The sequence below is a fragment of the Flavobacterium sp. 2 genome (assembly GCF_049949195.1).
Taxonomy (GTDB): domain Bacteria; phylum Bacteroidota; class Bacteroidia; order Flavobacteriales; family Flavobacteriaceae; genus Flavobacterium.
This window is the reverse complement of record NZ_CP188206.1, coordinates 3,396,291-3,412,943: the sequence shown is the minus strand read 5'-3', so window position 1 is coordinate 3,412,943 and position 16,653 is coordinate 3,396,291. Positions and strand designations below refer to the sequence as shown.

General features: G+C 33.2%; 16 protein-coding genes. 10 read left to right on the top strand and 6 right to left on the bottom strand.

Annotated elements, in window-relative coordinates; translation table 11 throughout:
• The first annotated feature begins 12 nt into the window (after positions 1-12).
• Positions 13-762 carry a uroporphyrinogen-III synthase gene (locus tag ACNFIH_RS14615; RefSeq protein ID WP_035653304.1) on the top strand — a complete coding sequence of 250 codons (750 nt, stop codon included), beginning with the start codon at positions 13-15 and terminating at the stop codon, positions 760-762.
• 198 nt (positions 763-960) lie between these two features.
• Positions 961-1,431: an Lrp/AsnC family transcriptional regulator gene (locus ACNFIH_RS14610; protein ID WP_035653302.1), complete on the top strand. Its 471-nt coding sequence runs from the start codon at positions 961-963 to the stop codon at positions 1,429-1,431.
• A gap of 244 nt (positions 1,432-1,675) precedes the next feature.
• Here ACNFIH_RS14610 and ACNFIH_RS14605 read toward each other — a convergent pair whose 3' ends face one another.
• The 5 genes from ACNFIH_RS14605 to leuS all read right to left on the bottom strand — a co-directional run bounded on the left by ACNFIH_RS14605 (position 1,676) and on the right by leuS (position 7,662).
• Positions 1,676-2,362, bottom strand: a complete 687-nt coding sequence (locus ACNFIH_RS14605; RefSeq protein WP_142451733.1) for a zinc metallopeptidase — start codon at positions 2,360-2,362, stop codon at positions 1,676-1,678.
• A 128-nt stretch (positions 2,363-2,490) separates the two neighbouring features.
• Entirely contained in the window at positions 2,491-3,084 is a 594-nt protein-coding gene (locus ACNFIH_RS14600; protein ID WP_426483705.1) for a hypothetical protein, read from the bottom strand.
• Positions 3,071-3,544, bottom strand: coding sequence for an RNA polymerase sigma factor (locus ACNFIH_RS14595; protein ID WP_320569014.1), 474 nt, complete (start codon positions 3,542-3,544; stop codon positions 3,071-3,073). The genes ACNFIH_RS14600 and ACNFIH_RS14595 overlap by 14 nt, the downstream gene beginning before the upstream one ends.
• A 5-nt stretch (positions 3,545-3,549) precedes the next feature.
• Positions 3,550-4,395 (bottom strand): alpha/beta fold hydrolase, encoded by an 846-nt coding sequence (locus tag ACNFIH_RS14590; protein ID WP_426483704.1) that lies wholly within the window; start codon positions 4,393-4,395, stop codon positions 3,550-3,552.
• Positions 4,396-4,797: 402 nt separating this feature from the next.
• On the bottom strand, positions 4,798-7,662 hold the full coding sequence (gene leuS, locus ACNFIH_RS14585) for a leucine--tRNA ligase (RefSeq protein WP_426483703.1): 2,865 nt from the start codon (positions 7,660-7,662) through the stop codon (positions 4,798-4,800).
• 276 nt (positions 7,663-7,938) lie between these two features.
• Between leuS and ACNFIH_RS14580 the strand changes: the two genes are divergently transcribed.
• The 5 genes from ACNFIH_RS14580 to truB all read left to right on the top strand — a co-directional run bounded on the left by ACNFIH_RS14580 (position 7,939) and on the right by truB (position 11,347).
• Positions 7,939-8,280 carry a winged helix-turn-helix domain-containing protein gene (locus tag ACNFIH_RS14580; protein ID WP_426483702.1) on the top strand — a complete coding sequence of 114 codons (342 nt, stop codon included), beginning with the start codon at positions 7,939-7,941 and terminating at the stop codon, positions 8,278-8,280.
• A gap of 270 nt (positions 8,281-8,550) precedes the next feature.
• Positions 8,551-9,426 (top strand): cell division protein FtsX, encoded by an 876-nt coding sequence (locus tag ACNFIH_RS14575; protein WP_426483701.1) that lies wholly within the window; start codon positions 8,551-8,553, stop codon positions 9,424-9,426.
• 83 nt (positions 9,427-9,509) lie between these two features.
• Entirely contained in the window at positions 9,510-9,764 is a 255-nt protein-coding gene (locus ACNFIH_RS14570) for a DUF3098 domain-containing protein (RefSeq protein WP_035653289.1), read from the top strand.
• A 96-nt stretch (positions 9,765-9,860) separates the two neighbouring features.
• Entirely contained in the window at positions 9,861-10,658 is a 798-nt protein-coding gene (locus ACNFIH_RS14565) for an undecaprenyl-diphosphate phosphatase (protein WP_426483700.1), read from the top strand.
• Positions 10,658-11,347 (top strand): tRNA pseudouridine(55) synthase TruB, encoded by a 690-nt coding sequence (gene truB, locus ACNFIH_RS14560; protein ID WP_426483699.1) that lies wholly within the window; start codon positions 10,658-10,660, stop codon positions 11,345-11,347. The genes ACNFIH_RS14565 and truB overlap by 1 nt, the downstream gene beginning before the upstream one ends.
• 369 nt (positions 11,348-11,716) lie before the next feature.
• On the opposite strand, the gene ACNFIH_RS14555 is transcribed toward truB, so the two are convergent.
• Complete coding sequence (locus ACNFIH_RS14555; RefSeq protein ID WP_426483698.1) at positions 11,717-12,334, bottom strand: thioredoxin family protein; 618 nt, start codon at positions 12,332-12,334, stop codon at positions 11,717-11,719.
• A gap of 189 nt (positions 12,335-12,523) precedes the next feature.
• Between ACNFIH_RS14555 and pyrH the strand changes: the two genes are divergently transcribed.
• The 3 genes from pyrH (at position 12,524) to ACNFIH_RS14540 (ending at position 16,570) form a co-directional block, all read left to right on the top strand.
• Positions 12,524-13,231: a UMP kinase gene (gene pyrH, locus ACNFIH_RS14550; protein WP_142451631.1), complete on the top strand. Its 708-nt coding sequence runs from the start codon at positions 12,524-12,526 to the stop codon at positions 13,229-13,231.
• Positions 13,232-13,394: 163 nt separating this feature from the next.
• Positions 13,395-13,958 carry a ribosome recycling factor gene (gene frr / locus ACNFIH_RS14545; protein ID WP_035653278.1) on the top strand — a complete coding sequence of 188 codons (564 nt, stop codon included), beginning with the start codon at positions 13,395-13,397 and terminating at the stop codon, positions 13,956-13,958.
• 119 nt (positions 13,959-14,077) lie between these two features.
• A complete protein-coding gene (locus ACNFIH_RS14540) occupies positions 14,078-16,570 on the top strand; it encodes a DUF5686 family protein (RefSeq protein WP_426483697.1) in 2,493 nt (830 codons plus the stop codon).
• The last annotated feature ends 83 nt before the right edge of the window (positions 16,571-16,653 follow it).

The window sequence follows — 16,653 nt, the reverse complement described above, 5'->3', positions numbered from 1 at the left end:
AATGTTTATAATATGAAAGTGAAAACAATTTTGGTGTCACAGCCTGAACCTAAAGTGGAGAATTCTCCTTACTTTGAGCTCCAACAAAAACACAAAATAAAAATTGATTTCAGACCATTTATTCATGTGGAAGGGGTTAGCGCAAAAGAGATTCGATTACAAAAAATCGATCTTAATCATTACACTGCGATCATTTTAACAAGTCGAAATGCTGTAGATCATTTTTTTAGAGTGGCTGATGAAATGCGTTACAAAGTTCCAGAAGGATTGAAATATTTTTGTCAATCTGAGGCTGTTGCATTTTACCTTCAAAAGTATGTTGTGTACAGAAAACGTAAAATTTACGTTGGAGCAAAAGATTTTGCAGACTTATCTCCGCTAATCAAAAAGTACAAAGACGAGAAGTTTTTACTTCCTGCATCTGACCAGTTAAACGCAGATGCTCCTGTAACACTAAACAACTTAAAAGTTGATTGGGCACAGGCTATTTTTTACAGAACTGTAATGAGTGATTTGTCTGATTTGGCAGATGTTTATTATGATGTTTTGGCATTTTTTAGCCCAACAGGAATTAAATCTTTGTTTAAAAACTTCCCTGATTTTAAACAAAACAACACCAGAATCGCCGTATTTGGAAGCACAACTCAAAAAGAAGCTTTAGACCATGGTTTAAGAATTGACATTCTTGCTCCAACTCCTGAAACGCCTTCTATGACAATGGCTTTAGAAAAATACATCGCCGAAGCAAACAAAGGAAAATAACCTAAGAATAAAAATATACTCCCGAAGCCTCGGGATTAAAATCCAAATTCCAACTTAATCACTTGGGATTTGGATTTTTTTGTTTTTATAATAATCCTTCGATTTTGGAATTTGGAATTTCCGTTTTCAGAGCAATTTAATTACATTTGATTTCTATTTAAAACCCAAATCACAAAAAATAGTTTCAAATTTTAAGTTATGAAAATTAATTCCCTAATAATTGAAATTGACGGTATCGACAAAGAGATTCTTCGTTATTTAATGGACGATGCCCGAAAACCCATATTACAAATCGCCAACAAAATTGGTATTTCTGGCGCTGCAATTCATCAGCGATTAAAAAAACTAGAACAATCTGGTGTTATTTCAGGATCAAAATTTACTGTAAATCCAAAAGTTTTAGGCTACAATACAATGGCATTTATTGGAGTTTATCTGGACAAAGCTTCCCGAAACTCTGAAGCTGTAAAAGAATTAAGAAAAATTCCTGAAGTTTTAGAATGTCATTATACAACCGGAAACTGGTCGGTTTTGATTAAAATCATTTGCCGCGATAATGAGCATTTAATGTCGTTGCTGAACAATAAAATTCAGGCTATTGAAGGTGTTTCAAGAACGGAAACTTTTATTTCATTAGACCAGCAGATTGACAGACAAATTCAATTGTAAATTAGAAAATGTGTCAATTTGATAATTAGATAATTTTAAAACTTACTATTCTAAACCGGACTGAAGTCCGGCCCTACAATATGGATTGAGCCAAGGCTCTTTGCTAGTTCCGAAGGAACAAAATCATATTGTAGAGTTGGACTTCAGTCCAGTTTAATTTGTATCGATATGCAAAAACAAAACCCGACAGATTTTAAAAACCTGTCGGGTTTACTATAAATTTTCTAATTATCTAATTATCAAATTAATTCCTCCTGCTTCCCGAATAAATTGAAATATAGTATAACAATGTCGCAATTGATCCAATAGCTGCAACCACATACGTTCTTGCCGCCCACTTTAAAGCATCTTTTGCTCCTGCTTGTTCTTGTTGTGTCAACATATGCTTATTTTCAAGCCATGCCAACGCTCTGTTGCTCGCATCATATTCGACTGGTAATGTAATGATCGAAAATAAAGTTGTTGCTGCAAAAAGCACAATTCCAACTAACAATAATTGCGGAAAAGCTTTAATCATCAAGATTCCTGCAAGCAAAATCCACTGCATGAAATTTGACGCGACATTCACAATCGGAACTAATTTTGAACGCATTGTAAGCCATTCATACCCGACAGAATGCTGTACAGCGTGGCCACATTCGTGCGCTGCAACAGCTGCTGCCGCCGCGTTTCGATGATTGTAAACTGCTTCACTTAAATTCACTGTTTTGTCTGACGGATTATAATGATCGGTCAATTGTCCCGGAGTCGAAATAACACGAACATCTCTAATTCCATTATCAGCAAGCATTTTTTCGGCGATTTCTTTACCGCTCATTCCGTTTTGCAATTGCAATTTAGAATATAACTCGAATTTGCTTTTAAGTTTTGAACTCACCATCCAGCTAAACAACATTATAGCTCCGGCAAGTAATAAATATCCACCTCCCATATTTGTATTTTTTTGATTGATTTTTAAAGTTACAAAATCAATCACAATTTCTGAACCATTTTAACAAAATGACATTTTGGCATTTTTCAGCACAAAAAAAGCTTTACAATACTGCAAAGCTTTCCGATTTAAGACTCTAATTGATTATTTACTTCCTCAAATTTTTCAATTAGACTCTTTATTTTTGATTGTTGTTTTTTGATTTGTTTCGGACGAATGTAAAACCAATTGAACAAAATCCATAGCAAAGTGATTCCGTAAGTCAAACTCGCGCCTAAAACACTCATTCTGCTTGCGTATTCATACATATAAAGACAAATTCCTGTTGTCAAAAGCAGAAAGTACAAACTCATCATATTCGTCTGTAAAAATTGTTGCTTTTTTTGAATAAAAATTAATTTTTGAAGATATTCCTGATTCGTCTGCGTTGTATCAATGTCTTTATAATTGCTGAATAATTTATTCGAAACAAACAGATAAATTACCATTGCAAGTATCGTTAAAACAATTCCGATTTTGGTCGAAATAAATTGTGGTTGATAATAAATCCATATAAAAATTATAAAAGCACTGGTTGCAAAAAGCATAATATTTGTCATCCATAAACTACGCAAAGATGCTTTTTTAAATTTGCTTAATCTAGAAAGCAAATCCTGCATATCGGGCTGACTTACGGTTTGTTTTTTCCATAAATCGTTGAAGTTTATATTATTGTTTTCCATTTTCTTTAAATTTTTGAGTCAATTTTTCTTTAATTCTATGAATTTTCACCCTTACATTCGCTTCTGAAAGACCAACGATTTTAGCAATTTCAGCTTGCTTCACCTCTTCTAACTCCAGTGAAATAATGATACGATCGGTTTCTGGCAATTCGGCGATGCATTTGTATAAAAACTGAATCTGCGGTTCGATTGATTGCTGTTTTTCTTCCGAAAGATGAATTGGCAATTCTGATTTCGGAAAACGTTTTTGTTTTTCAATCTGTCTCAAACAATTATTAGAAGCAATTCTGAAAATCCAAGTTCCAATAGCCGATTCGTTTCTAAATGTATCCAACTTCTGCCAAACAATTATAAATGTTTCCTGAGCGAGATCTTGTGCAATATCATAATCATTGACAAAACCCATGCAAAGCCTGAATATTCGATCCCAATATGTTTTGTAGATTTGTTCAAATTCCATTCTTATTATTTTATAAAAGTGTTTAATTGTGCCAAATACCATTCTTTGTCATCATACATAATAAAATGCAGACCTTTGCTTGCATATTGAAAATTCGCTGTTTTCAAGTTTTTATATTGCTCTTCAATTGCTGGTTTTAAATTTATAAAATAAGACTCTAATAATATTAACGACGGGCATTTAATCTGTGTGATTTTCGCTCTTAAATCGGTATTCGAAAAATCACAATACATTTGACCGAATGTTTTTCTATCTGATTTTACGCTCCAATCGACAACCATATCCAGTTTAGAAGCATCTGCCAAAAGTCTTGGCATTGTTTTTTTCTGCATTTCAAGAAATTGAGCATCAGTCATTCCGGTCATTTGATTTATAGTCGCACTGCAATCATTATTTTCTTTTGATTTAAAAGAAGGATCCATCAGCGCAGCCATACACGGAAGCGCATCAACAACCACAATTTTCCCAATTAATTCTGGATAATCAGCAGCAATGGCAAGTGCTAATCCTCCGCCCATACTATGACCAATTAGAATTGGTTTTACGATTTTATTTTCTTTTATAAAATTGGCAATTTCTGTTTTCCAATTTTCAAATAATGGATTTGGTTGTGGTTTCACTCCGGCAAAACCAGGCATCGTAAGTGTATAACAAGTGAAATCTTTTTCGAAAGCAGTTTTGGTTTCGTTCCAAACTTCGCCAGAAGAAGCAAATCCGGGAATGAAAATTATGGATTGTTTTCCTTTTCCGGTTTTAAGAACTTCGAAAGGATATGATTTTGTTTGTGCAAAAACATTTAAACATAATGCTGAGAATAAGAATGCGATAATTAAGATGATATACTTTTTCATTTTTAATAGTTTTAAGTTGTTAATTTAATCGGATCCGTCCTTTGGATACGGCAACTATTAAAATGTTACAAAAGTTTTAAAATTTTTAATTATTAAATTCCAAATTCCAATGTTGGTGCGGGTTTACAACCACTAAGTGCGCGAGTTATTTTGCTCGCAAAGATGCTAAGTCGCAAAGTTTTTTCCGCAATCTTGTCATTTCGAGGAACGAGAAATCTTCGCGAGTAGCTCCGCAATCAAAATCGCCAATCTTTGTAGAGTTACTTGTGAAGATTTCTCCTTCGTCGAAATGACAAACTATGCGTTTGGGATGTAATTCGTGGCGAAAAAAAAGCACAAAAAAAATCCCAAACCCCAATCGTAAAATTGAAATTTGGAATTTTCTATATTGGAATTTTAAAATTACCCAACCAAATTGATGATTTTTCCAGGAACGATAATCACTTTATTTGGTGTTCTACCGTCTAATTGTTTTTGTGTTCTTTCGTCTTTCATTACGATTTCCTCGATTTGTGCTGCGGTTAAATCCAAAGGCAATTCGATTGTGAAACGCATTTTTCCGTTGAAAGAAACTGGGTATTCTTTATTTGTTTCAACCAAATGACTTGCCTCAAAAATTGGGAAAGCTACTTCAGAAATCGAAGTTGTATGTCCTAATTGTGACCATAATTCTTCAGCAATGTGTGGTGCGTATGGTGAAACCAAAATCGCTAATGGTTCCAAAATCGCTCTTGAATGACAATTTTGAGAAGACAATTCATTCACACAAATCATAAACTGAGAAACCGAAGTATTGAAAGAGAAATTCTCGATATCTTCTGCCGCTTTTTTAATTGTTTTATGTAATGATTTTAGGTTGTCTTTTGTTGGTTCGTCGTTGCTTACGATTAAACCATTATCATCAAAATACAATCTCCATAATTTTTTCAAGAAACCAAAAACTCCAGAAATACCAGCCGTATTCCAAGGTTTTGCCTGCTCTAACGGACCTAAAAACATTTCGTATAAACGTAATGTATCAGCGCCGTATTCTGCACAAATATCATCTGGAGTTACAACATTGTAATATGATTTAGACATTTTTTCGACTTCACGGCCTACAATGTATTTTCCGTTTTCATCTAAAATAAATTCTGCAGTATTGAAATCTTCTCTCCAAATTTTGAACCTTTCGATATTCAATTCATCTGAAGAATTAACAAAATGAACATCAACGCGAATTGGCTGGACATTTTGACCTTCAATTTTATTTTTAGATACAAAAGTATTTGTTCCTTCCAATCTGTAAACATAGGCCGTCGTACCCAAAATCATTCCCTGATTAATCAATTTTTTGAATGGTTCTTCAGTTGGAGCGAAACCTTTGTCTTTTAAAAATTTATTCCAGAAACGAGAATACAATAAGTGACCTGTGGCGTGTTCACTTCCACCAATGTATAAATCTACATTTTCCCAGTAAGCCAAAGCTTCTTTGCTTGCAAATTCATTTTCATTGTGCGCATCCATGTAACGCATCCAATACCATGAACTTCCCGCCCATCCTGGCATTGTGTTTAATTCTAAAGGAAAAATTGAAACATTGTCAACTAAATCAGTATTGACAACTTTGTTTTGTTTTGTATCCCAAGCCCAAACTGCTGCATTTCCTAATGGTGGCAAACCGTCTTCAGTTGGTAAATATTTCTCTACTTCTGGTAAAATAATTGGCAAATGTTGTGTGTCAATCATTTTTGGCAATCCGTTTACATAATAAACCGGGAATGGCTCTCCCCAATAACGTTGACGAGAAAAAACAGCATCACGCAAACGGTAATTTGTTTTTCCAATTCCTTTGCCTATTTTTTGCAATTCGCTAATCGCAGCGTGCGTTGCATTTTTATAATTTAATCCGTTTAAGAAATCAGAATTTGCAATTTCAACATTGTCTTTTGATCCGTAAGCGGCTTCAGAAATATCAACATTAGCGAAGATATTTTTGATTTCCTGCATTCCGTTTTGACCTTTAAAGAAATTAGCAAAAGCATAATCTCTTTCGTCTCCGCAAGGAACAGCCATTACAGCACCCGTTCCATAACCTGCCAAAACATAATCGCCAATCCAAACCGGAATAGCTTCTTTTGTAAATGGATGTTCAGCATAAGCTCCCGTAAATACTCCAGAAATCGTTTTTACATCGGCCATACGCTCACGCTCAGAACGTTTTGCTGTTTTTTCGATATACGCTTCAACAGCTTCTTTTTGTTCTGGAGTTGTAATTTTAGCTACCAAATCATGTTCTGGTGCCAAAGTCATAAAAGTAACTCCAAAAATAGTATCAGGACGAGTTGTGAAAACCTCGATTACTTCATCATGGTTTTTCACATTAAAAGTTACCAAAGCACCAACCGATTTTCCGATCCAGTTTCTTTGAGACTCTTTTATAGACTCGCTCCAGTCGATATCATTTAAACCTTGAAGTAAGCGTTCGGCATAAGCAGAAATTCGCATACTCCATTGTGTCATTTTTTTTCTTATAACAGGAAAGCCTCCACGTTCCGAAACTCCGTTTACAATTTCGTCATTTGCCAAAACAGTTCCTAAGCCTGGACACCAGTTTACTTCGGTTTCTGCCAAATAGGTCATTCTGTATTGCAACAAGATTTTTTCTTTTTGATCTTCAGAATAAGCGTTCCATTCATCCGCAGTAAAAATTGCAACGTTATCGTCACAAACTGCTTCGACTAATTTATTTCCTTCTCCTTCAAATACTTTTACAAGCTCAGAAATTTCAAAAGCTTTTCCTTGTTTTCTGCAATACCAAGAATTGAATAGTTGGATAAAAATCCATTGTGTATGTTTGTAATAATCCGGATTTGAAGTACGTACTTCACGTGCCCAATCAAATGAGAATCCGATTTTATCTAATTGTTTTCTGTAACCTGCAATTTGTTTTCCTTCTTTATCAACTCCACCGTCAATATTTACGCGAGTCGTATCTTCCGGACGCTGTCCTGTCTGAATTGCATATTGTTCAGCCGGCAATCCGAAACTGTCGTAACCCATTGGATGCAAAACATTGAAACCTTGATGTCTTTTGAAACGAGAATAAACATCTGAAGCTATATAACCTAGCGGATGCCCAACATGTAATCCTGCTCCAGATGGATAAGGAAACATATCGAGTACATAATGTTTCGGTTTTTCAGAGTTATTTTTTGCTGCAAAAGTTTGATTTTCTGCCCAATATTTTTGCCATTTGGCTTCAATTTCGTTTGGATTGTATTTCATTTCTAAGTGACTAAGATTCTAAGTTACTAAGGTTCTATGCTTTTCACTAATTAATTATCGCGCAAATTTACATTTATTGTAGCTTGTTCCAAAGCTATTTCGTTGACAAACAAATAAAATAACAAAATACTTATTTTTAATTACGTAAAAATACTTATGTTTGCGTTTCAAAATACGTATCAAATATTTCTTTTTTATAAAACATTTGAAAAAAAAAGAACGAATACTTTTACGGATTAATGTTTATTTTTATAAAGTCATTAGAACAAAATGAGTATGGATAAAAAATATTCGATTGAAGTCCGGGTTTGGATTGAAGAAATGGAAGGTGCTTTTCTTGGAATTGGAAAAATATGGCTTTTAGAAAACATTCAAAAAACCGGATCGATTACAAATGCAGCAAAAGAGATGAAGATGGCGTATCGTCAGGCTTGGCAATTGGTTGAAGAGATGAATCAACGTGCCGAAAGTCCTTTAGTAGAAAAACTTCTTGGCGGAAAAGGCGGCGGCGGAGCAAGATTGACAGAAGCTGGAGAAAAAGCGATTTCTGTTTTTTATGAAATCGAAAAACGAATTAAAGAATTTGCTCAGAAAGAAACTCAGAATTTGAAATTTTAAATTTTGACAGCGAAATTTTAACCGCAAAGTTCGCAAAGTTTTTTTTAATAAATAAACAATAACAAAACGCAAAGTTCGCAAAGCTTTATCTATATTAAGCTTTACGAACTTTGCGTTAATAACATTAGGCATTAAAAAAACTTTGCGCACTTTGCGGTTAAATAAAACTTTTTATTCAATATGGAATTGTACTTTTATACTATAAAAGTTCGTTAATAACTTTAAATAAAGAAATTCTTTATTATTTTTACCACATAATTTAAGCAGACTATGAGTTCTAACTTTGATAAATTTCAAAAGCGCAGGTTAATTTCCTCTTATTTTTCGGTAGTATTAAGTGTATTCTTGGTTTTATTCCTTTTGGGAGTACTGGGATTATTCATTATTAATTCTAAAAAACTGGCTAATGATTTTAAAGAAAAAATCGCCATGACGGTTTTCTTTAAAAATGAGGCTAATGATAGTGTTATCAAAGCATTCAATGCAGATTTAAAAAGAGCGCCTTTCGCAAAATCTTTTGTTTATGTCTCTAAAGAAAAGGCGGCAAAAGAACATACTGATATCATTGGAGAAGATTTCTTGACTTTCTTAGGAGAAAATCCGTTATTGAACTCATACGACATACATTTAAAAGCGGATTATGTTGAAAGAGACAGTATCTCTAAAATTGAAAGCAAACTGCGTCAAAACACAATGATTGAAGATATTGTTTATGATAAACAATTGATAAATCTGGTAAATGACAATATCAAAAAAGTAAGTATGTGGATTTTGATTATCAGCGGTTTTCTTGCTGTAATTGCAGTTTTATTAATAAACAGTTCACTACGTCTTTCTATACATTCTAATCGTTTTATTATTAAAACTATGCAAATGGTTGGTGCAACAAAATCGTTTATTCGCAAGCCTTTTGTAATGCGCAGCGTAAAATTAGGAATGTTAGGAGCAGCATTAGCAATCGTAGCTTTAATTGCACTTTTAATTTATGTTGAAACTAATTTCCCTGGTTTAGGAATTTTAGAAGACAAAGCGCTAATCGGATTGGTTTTATTGGCTGTTTTCGGATTAGGTGTTTTGATTACATGGGTAAGCACACATTTTGCAACACAACGTTTCTTGAATTTAAGAACTGACGATCTTTATTAATTTTAGATTTAAAACACCTCTGAATTCCCTTAGCATAGCACATAAATAACCTTAATTTTTGCAAGGTTTAACAAAATATAAAAATGAAAAACAACAATATTAAAGAAGGAAAACAAGATAATCACGAATTTCTTTTTGACGGCATTAACTACAAAATCTTATTAATTGGAATTGGAGTTATTGCATTAGGATTTATTTTAATGTCAGGCGGAGGAAGTAACGACCCGAATGTTTTCAACGAAGATATTTTCAGTTTTAGACGTATTCGTTTAGCTCCAACAACTGTTTTAATTGGTTTTGGAATTACTATTTATTCTATTTTCAAAAAATCTAAATAGACTCCTTAGACATCTTAGACACCTTAGATCTTTAAATTAGTCTTTTCTAAAAAAATCTAAGAAGTCTAACATTCTAATAATCTAACAATCTAATAAATGGATACATTACAAGCTATCGTTCTTGCCATTATTGAAGGAATTACAGAGTTTTTGCCTGTTTCTTCAACAGGACATATGATTATTGCCTCTTCTTTTTTTGGGATTGCGCATGATGATTTCACTAAACTTTTCACGATTGTAATTCAACTTGGCGCGATACTATCGGTTGTAATTTTATACTTTAAACGTTTCTTTCAGACGTTTGATTTTTATTTCAAACTTTTAGTAGCATTTATTCCTGCAGTTGTACTCGGATTATTATTAAGCGATTTTATTGATGGCTTATTAGAAAACCCAGTTACAGTTGCAATTTCACTTTTGATTGGAGGACTAATTCTATTGAAAGTTGACGAATGGTTCAACAGTCCAAACACAGCCGAAACTTCACAAGAAATCACCTATTTACAAGCCTTCAAAATTGGATTATTTCAATGTATCGCCATGATTCCGGGAGTTTCTAGAAGCGGAGCAAGTATTGTGGGCGGAATGTCACAAAAATTATCCAGAACTACAGCTGCTGAATTTTCATTTTTCCTGGCAGTTCCTACAATGTTAGGCGCAACGGCAAAAAAATGCTACGATTATTACAAAGCAGGATTTGACTTATCTCATGATCAGGTAAACATGTTGGTTATTGGAAATATTGTTGCTTTTGCAGTAGCACTTTTAGCGATTAAAAGCTTCATTGGATTTTTGACTAAAAACGGTTTCAAAGTATTCGGTTATTACCGAATCATTGCAGGTATCATTTTATTAGTGATTCACTTTTTCATTCACCCGCTTACAATTATATAATGACACCTGAAGAATATTTAGAAGGACAAGTTTTATTGATTGATAAACCACTAAAATGGAGTTCGTTTCAAGCTGTCAATAAATTAAAATACCTTTTAATTAATAAAGTCGGACTTCCAAAAAAGTTCAAAATTGGTCACGCCGGAACTTTAGATCCTTTGGCAACTGGCTTATTATTAATCTGTACTGGAAAATTCACCAAAAGAATTTCTGAATTGCAAGGTCAGGCCAAAGAATATACAGGAACATTTTTCATTGGAGCCACTACTCCATCATATGATTTAGAAACAGAAATCGATCAGACTTTCCCAACAGATCATATTGACGAAACATTAATTCATGAAACGGTAAAACAGTTTTTAGGTGAAATTGATCAAAAACCGCCAATTTTCTCTGCTATTAAAAAAGATGGTGTTCGTTTATATGAACATGCACGAGCAGGAGAAACTGTTGAAATTGCAAGCAGAAAAACGACAATTCACGAATTTGAAATTACTAGAATTGAATTACCTGAAATAGATTTTAGAGTTGTTTGTTCAAAAGGAACTTACATTCGTTCACTTGCTTATGATTTTGGAAAAGCAATGAATTCGGGATCACATTTAACTGTCTTGCGCCGTACTAAAATTGGCGAATATGATGTTAAAAATGCGATCGATATTACTTTATTTGAAGAAAGCTTAAAGTAATAAAAAAGCACATTACAAATAAGCAGTAATGTGCCAAGCTCGTAAATCAAAGTATAGTTATTCCATACTTATTCCCTCTGAGTTAATAGTGAGGCACATTTTTCCCTCCAAATAAAAAGGTTGAAAAGAAATCATAGAATCTTTCGAATAACTTTTTCATAATAGTGATTTTTTAATAGTTAAACATTAAATAAACACCAATAAAAAGAGTAAATCAGAAAATTAATAATAGAAGTGGGATAGTTTTACTAAGATACAAAATTTTCCTCCAAATAAAAATTTTAGAGCCTTTATTTAACATCTTATTTGGTTTATTATCAACACGTTATCAACAATTATTTTGCCCGTTATTTTTTCAAAAGAAAAGCATTATAACCGATTGTACTTGATGTTTTCCATAATCTCCAGAAGTTCTTCCTGAACTGAAATTCCTTTATCAGCCAAATACCATAATTGCAAATCGGTTTTTATTTTTTCATCAATTGGTCCAACTTCTCTTTTGTGTTTTGCCATTAACTCTGTCGCGCCTTTTGGTCTTGGTCCCCAATCTGTTCGAACAATTCCCGCTTCTTTGCAAATCACAATTACTTTTGGAATTGCTCTTCCGCCATTGGTCAAATAATGATTCATCAAGTCATCGTTTTCATCACGAAGCACAATTCGTAAATCTATTTTTTTATCTGAAGCAAGCGCCATTTTATTTAAAATTGGAAGAATCTGAGCCGCATCGCCGCACCAGCCTTCTGAAATTACAAGCCAGATATAATGATTGTCCAAATGCTGCAGTTTTGAAATTGTATCTTCAGAAATTACAATCGTTTTTTCCAGTCGATTCATTCTGGCTTCATTCAGTTTTGAATAATTCGTCAAACTGTCAGATTGCTCGTTTCCGGTTGATTTTCCTTCTGATAATAAATCGGTTACTAATTTTCGATATTCAATATAAGAGTGGCTATTGAATAATGCTTTGGCTACGATACTTTTCATAAATAGTTATTTTGCTTAGCATAAATTTACGGATTTCTGAAGATTGAAGAATGACTTTTGTCAGATTTGATATAAAAAAACTGTAAAATTCTTTATAATTTTAAAATCAAGACGCAATTATTTTTTTGTAAACATTATTTTTAAAAATCAGAATATGTCTATATTTGCACAAATTAACGCAACACAAACATGAAATATAAAAGAATTCTTCTAAAACTTAGCGGCGAGGCCTTAATGGGTGATTTACAATACGGAATTGACCCGAAAAGACTAGGCGAATATGCAGATGAAATCAAGCAAATTCACGATAAGGGAGTAGAAATTGCTATTGTTATTGGAGGAGGAAATATTTTTAGAGGCGTTGCCGGAGCAAGCTCAGGAATGGACAGAGTGCAGGGAGATTACATGGGAATGCTTGCAACTGTTATTAACGGAATGGCTTTGCAGGGCGCACTTGAAGACAAAGGAATGAAAACTCGTTTGCAGACTGCTTTGAAAATGGAATCTATTGCAGAACCATACATCAAAAGAAGAGCCGATCGTCATCTTGAAAAAGGCAGAATTGTAATTTTTGGAGCCGGAACCGGAAATCCATATTTTACAACAGATACTGCAGCTGTTTTAAGAGGAATCGAAATCAATGCTGATGTTATACTAAAAGGAACACGTGTTGACGGAGTTTATGATTCTGATCCTGAAAAAAATGCTTCAGCAGTAAAATTTGATTTCATTTCATTTGACGACGTACTTAAAAAAGGATTAAATGTAATGGATACTACCGCTTTTACATTAAGCCAGGAAAACAAATTGCCAATCGTTGTTTTTGATATGAACAAAATTGGAAACCTTTTGAAAATCTGCGCAGGCGAAAACATTGGAACTGTAGTAAATATCTAGACTGCTTAGATTGTTAGATTTTTAGAAAACTAGATTTTTCTACATTCGAACAATCTGTATGGGCAATCTCAAAAAAATAAAAAACAATATCAGTTAGTAAATTAGAAGTTACATTTTTAGGGTCTAAGAATCTAATCTTCTAAAAATCTAAAAATCTAAAAAAATGAGTGAAGAAATAGATTTCATATTAGAAAGTACTGAAGAATCAATGAATGGTTCGATTGCACACTTAGAAAAAGAATTTCTAAATATTCGTGCAGGAAAAGCTTCTCCGGCAATGCTTGGAGGTGTTTTTGTTGATTACTACGGAGCTGCAACACCACTTTCTCAAGTATCAAAAATCAGTGTTCCTGACGCTAGAACAATTACTTTGCAGCCGTTTGAAAAAAATATGCTACAAGCAATTGAAAAAGCAATCATGATTGCAAACATCGGATTTAACCCGATGAATAATGGTGATGTTATCATTATCAGCGTTCCGCCTTTGACAGAAGAGCGTCGTCGTGATTTGGCAAAACAAGCAAAATCTGAGGCTGAAGATGCTAAAATTGGTATTCGTAATTCTCGTAAAGATGCGAATACTGATATTAAAAAATTAGAAAAAGAAGGAACTTCTGAAGACATCTGCAAATCTGCTGAAGAAGAAGTTCAAAACTTAACAAATGCTTTCACTAAAAAAATCGATGAGTTATTAGCTGCAAAAGAAGCTGAAATCATGAAAGTGTAATTACATTTGGCACAAAATAAAAAATCCGTTTGGCAAAATAGCGTCAGACGGATTTTTTTATTCTTATTTTTGCATACCAAAAGTAAAATCTTTTCGTTTTTGAAACTATAACACGCTGTATGAAGCTATTTTGTTTTTTGACTTTGTTTTTCACGCTTACCATTCAGGCGCAGTTTCAAATAAACGGAATTGTTACCGATCCACACAATAAACCGCTTCCTTTTGCAACCATAACTACTGCAGACAACAACAATACTATTACAGATGTTGATGGAAAATTTGAACTTAAAATCAATTCAAAAACGACCACTTTTGCTGTTTCCTATATTGGTTTTCAAACAAAATTAATTCCAGTTGTAGAGAACAAAAAATTCTATTCTATTTCACTTTCTCAAAAAACAGATGATTTAAAGGAAGTCGTTGTTTCCAATGAAAATCCTGCATTAGCCATCATAAAAAAAGTTATTGCGAATAAAAACAAAAATAATCCGCAGAAAAAACTTAGCAGTTTTGAATACAAAACATACAATAAACTGATTGTAACGGCAAATCCAGATTCGATCGACGGCCGAATCGATTCTTCTGCAACCTATAAAGATTTCAATAAAAAGCAAATCAACATTGATTCTTCGGACTATAAGTTTAAAGAAATCATAAGCAAACAGCATTTATTTCAAACGGAGAAAGTTTCGCAGTATCAATTTGGAAACAACAAATTAAAAGAAACAATTTTAGGTACAAAAATGGCCGGTTTTAAGCAACCTGTTTATGAAATTATTGCTTTTAATCTTCAATCTATTTCGATTTATGATTCGAAATATGAATTGTTTGAAACCAAACATCAAAGTCCAATTGCTGATAACGCATTTTCTGATTACAATTACAAGCTTCTGGACACCGTTCCCATTAAAGGTCGAAATACCTTTATGATTTACTTCAAAAACAAGAAAAGAAAAACAAATGCACTAGAAGGTGTTTTATATATTGATCAGGAAAATTTTGCTGTTGCAAAAGCTGTAATGCGTATAAAAGCCGTTTTAGATATTAGCGGTATACACGAATTTGAATATGTGCCAGAGGAAAAAATCTGGTTTCAAAGTAATACCACTTTTAAAATTGTCAAAGGAAAAAATGACGATGATATTAAGATTTTAGGCGGAACAATTCAATTTGATGGTGACGTTGAAGACAATTATGAACGAAGAAAAAAAGTAGCTTCTGATTTTACTTATTTAATTTCTGAAAGCAATAATTTCGATATTCATTACAACACAAATCCTTCGATAAAAAATCCGTCGCTTTATATTGAAATTAAAGATGATGCCAATAAAAAGCCCGAAGAATTCTGGAATACTTATCGAAAAGAAGCTTTAGATCTTAAAGGTCAAAGAACCTATCAATTAATAGACAGTTTATCGTTAAGCAAAAGAATTGAAAAACGTCTTGGTTTGGGCCGAAAAATCATCAATGGTTATCTTCCTATCGGGCCAATTGATTTGGATTTAAAAAAAGTCATCAGTTATAATAACTATGAAGGATTTCGTTTAGGCCTTGGAGGCGTTACAAACGATCGATTTTCCAAAAACTTCAGAATTGAAGGTTATGGCGCGTACGGAACAAAAGATGGTGCTTTTAAATACAATATAGGTTCTGGCGTTTTATTGGACAAAAACACCAATACCTGGCTAAATGGATCTTATACAGATGATGTCCGCGAGATTGCAAGTACCGTTTTTGCTGTTGACAAACGCGTTTTCAAAATCTATGATCCACGTCCAATCAATATTAGTACTTTCTACAAATATATTGCTTGGAAAGCCAATGTTCAGACCAAAATTATTCCGAAAACTGAAGCTGTTTTTGAATTAGCAAGAACTTATGTTGAGCCAAAATTTGACTATCTTTTCAATTTAAACGGACAATTATACTCGAATTACATTATGACTACTGCAATGGTTTCAATTGTTTGGGCGCCATTCAGTGAGTTTATGCAGACTCCAACGGGAAGAACAGAAACAGATAAAAGATTTCCGCGATTTACATTTCAGTACACGCAGTCATTGCCAAATGTTCTTGAAAACGATTTTACATTCAGTAAAATAGATTTCAAAACAGAGTATGAAAAAAAATACCTGAATGGACAAAAAACGAGTTTGTTGTTGCAAGGAGGATATGCAATGGGCGATGTTCCCATTACGCATTTGTACAACACGATGCCAAATAATTTAACTAAAGAAACCGTTATTCAGCGTATTACTTTTGCCGGAAGAAACAGTTTTGAAACCATGTATTTTAATGAGTTTTTCTCTAGTCAATATTTATTCTTTCAAATAAAACATGGTTTTGACCGAATTAAAATCATGAAAAAGGTTCGACCTTCTTTAGTTTTGGTTACAAGAATGGCTTGGGGAAATATGGAAAAACCTGAACAGCATGTTGGTCCAGATTATAAAACTTTAGACAAAGGTTATTTCGAATCCGGAATTGAGTTAAACCGAATTTTTAAAGGTTTTGGACTAGGGGGATTTTATCGCTATGGACCAAATCAATTGCTGAAATTTGAAGATAATATTGCAGTTAAGATTTCTTATGTTATTGATTTGGGGCTTTAAGATTTAAATTCCAATGTATTAAATCACAAATTTTTCAGCCACGAATTCACGAATTTCACCTCTTAACTTTGTGAAAATTTTTC

Bases quoted from the DNA above. Each gene is read 5' to 3' on its own strand.
- ACNFIH_RS14615 (WP_035653304.1), top strand. From the start codon at position 13: ATGAAAGTGAAAACAATTTTGGTGTCACAGCCTGAACCTAAAGTGGAG.
- ACNFIH_RS14610 (WP_035653302.1), top strand. From the start codon at position 961: ATGAAAATTAATTCCCTAATAATTGAAATTGACGGTATCGACAAAGAG.
- ACNFIH_RS14605 (WP_142451733.1), bottom strand. From the start codon at position 2,362: ATGGGAGGTGGATATTTATTACTTGCCGGAGCTATAATGTTGTTTAGC.
- ACNFIH_RS14600 (WP_426483705.1), bottom strand. From the start codon at position 3,084: ATGGAAAACAATAATATAAACTTCAACGATTTATGGAAAAAACAAACC.
- ACNFIH_RS14595 (WP_320569014.1), bottom strand. From the start codon at position 3,544: ATGGAATTTGAACAAATCTACAAAACATATTGGGATCGAATATTCAGG.
- ACNFIH_RS14590 (WP_426483704.1), bottom strand. From the start codon at position 4,395: ATGAAAAAGTATATCATCTTAATTATCGCATTCTTATTCTCAGCATTA.
- leuS (WP_426483703.1), bottom strand. From the start codon at position 7,662: ATGAAATACAATCCAAACGAAATTGAAGCCAAATGGCAAAAATATTGG.
- ACNFIH_RS14580 (WP_426483702.1), top strand. From the start codon at position 7,939: ATGGATAAAAAATATTCGATTGAAGTCCGGGTTTGGATTGAAGAAATG.
- ACNFIH_RS14575 (WP_426483701.1), top strand. From the start codon at position 8,551: ATGAGTTCTAACTTTGATAAATTTCAAAAGCGCAGGTTAATTTCCTCT.
- ACNFIH_RS14570 (WP_035653289.1), top strand. From the start codon at position 9,510: ATGAAAAACAACAATATTAAAGAAGGAAAACAAGATAATCACGAATTT.
- ACNFIH_RS14565 (WP_426483700.1), top strand. From the start codon at position 9,861: ATGGATACATTACAAGCTATCGTTCTTGCCATTATTGAAGGAATTACA.
- truB (WP_426483699.1), top strand. From the start codon at position 10,658: ATGACACCTGAAGAATATTTAGAAGGACAAGTTTTATTGATTGATAAA.
- ACNFIH_RS14555 (WP_426483698.1), bottom strand. From the start codon at position 12,334: ATGAAAAGTATCGTAGCCAAAGCATTATTCAATAGCCACTCTTATATT.
- pyrH (WP_142451631.1), top strand. From the start codon at position 12,524: ATGAAATATAAAAGAATTCTTCTAAAACTTAGCGGCGAGGCCTTAATG.
- frr (WP_035653278.1), top strand. From the start codon at position 13,395: ATGAGTGAAGAAATAGATTTCATATTAGAAAGTACTGAAGAATCAATG.
- ACNFIH_RS14540 (WP_426483697.1), top strand. From the start codon at position 14,078: ATGAAGCTATTTTGTTTTTTGACTTTGTTTTTCACGCTTACCATTCAG.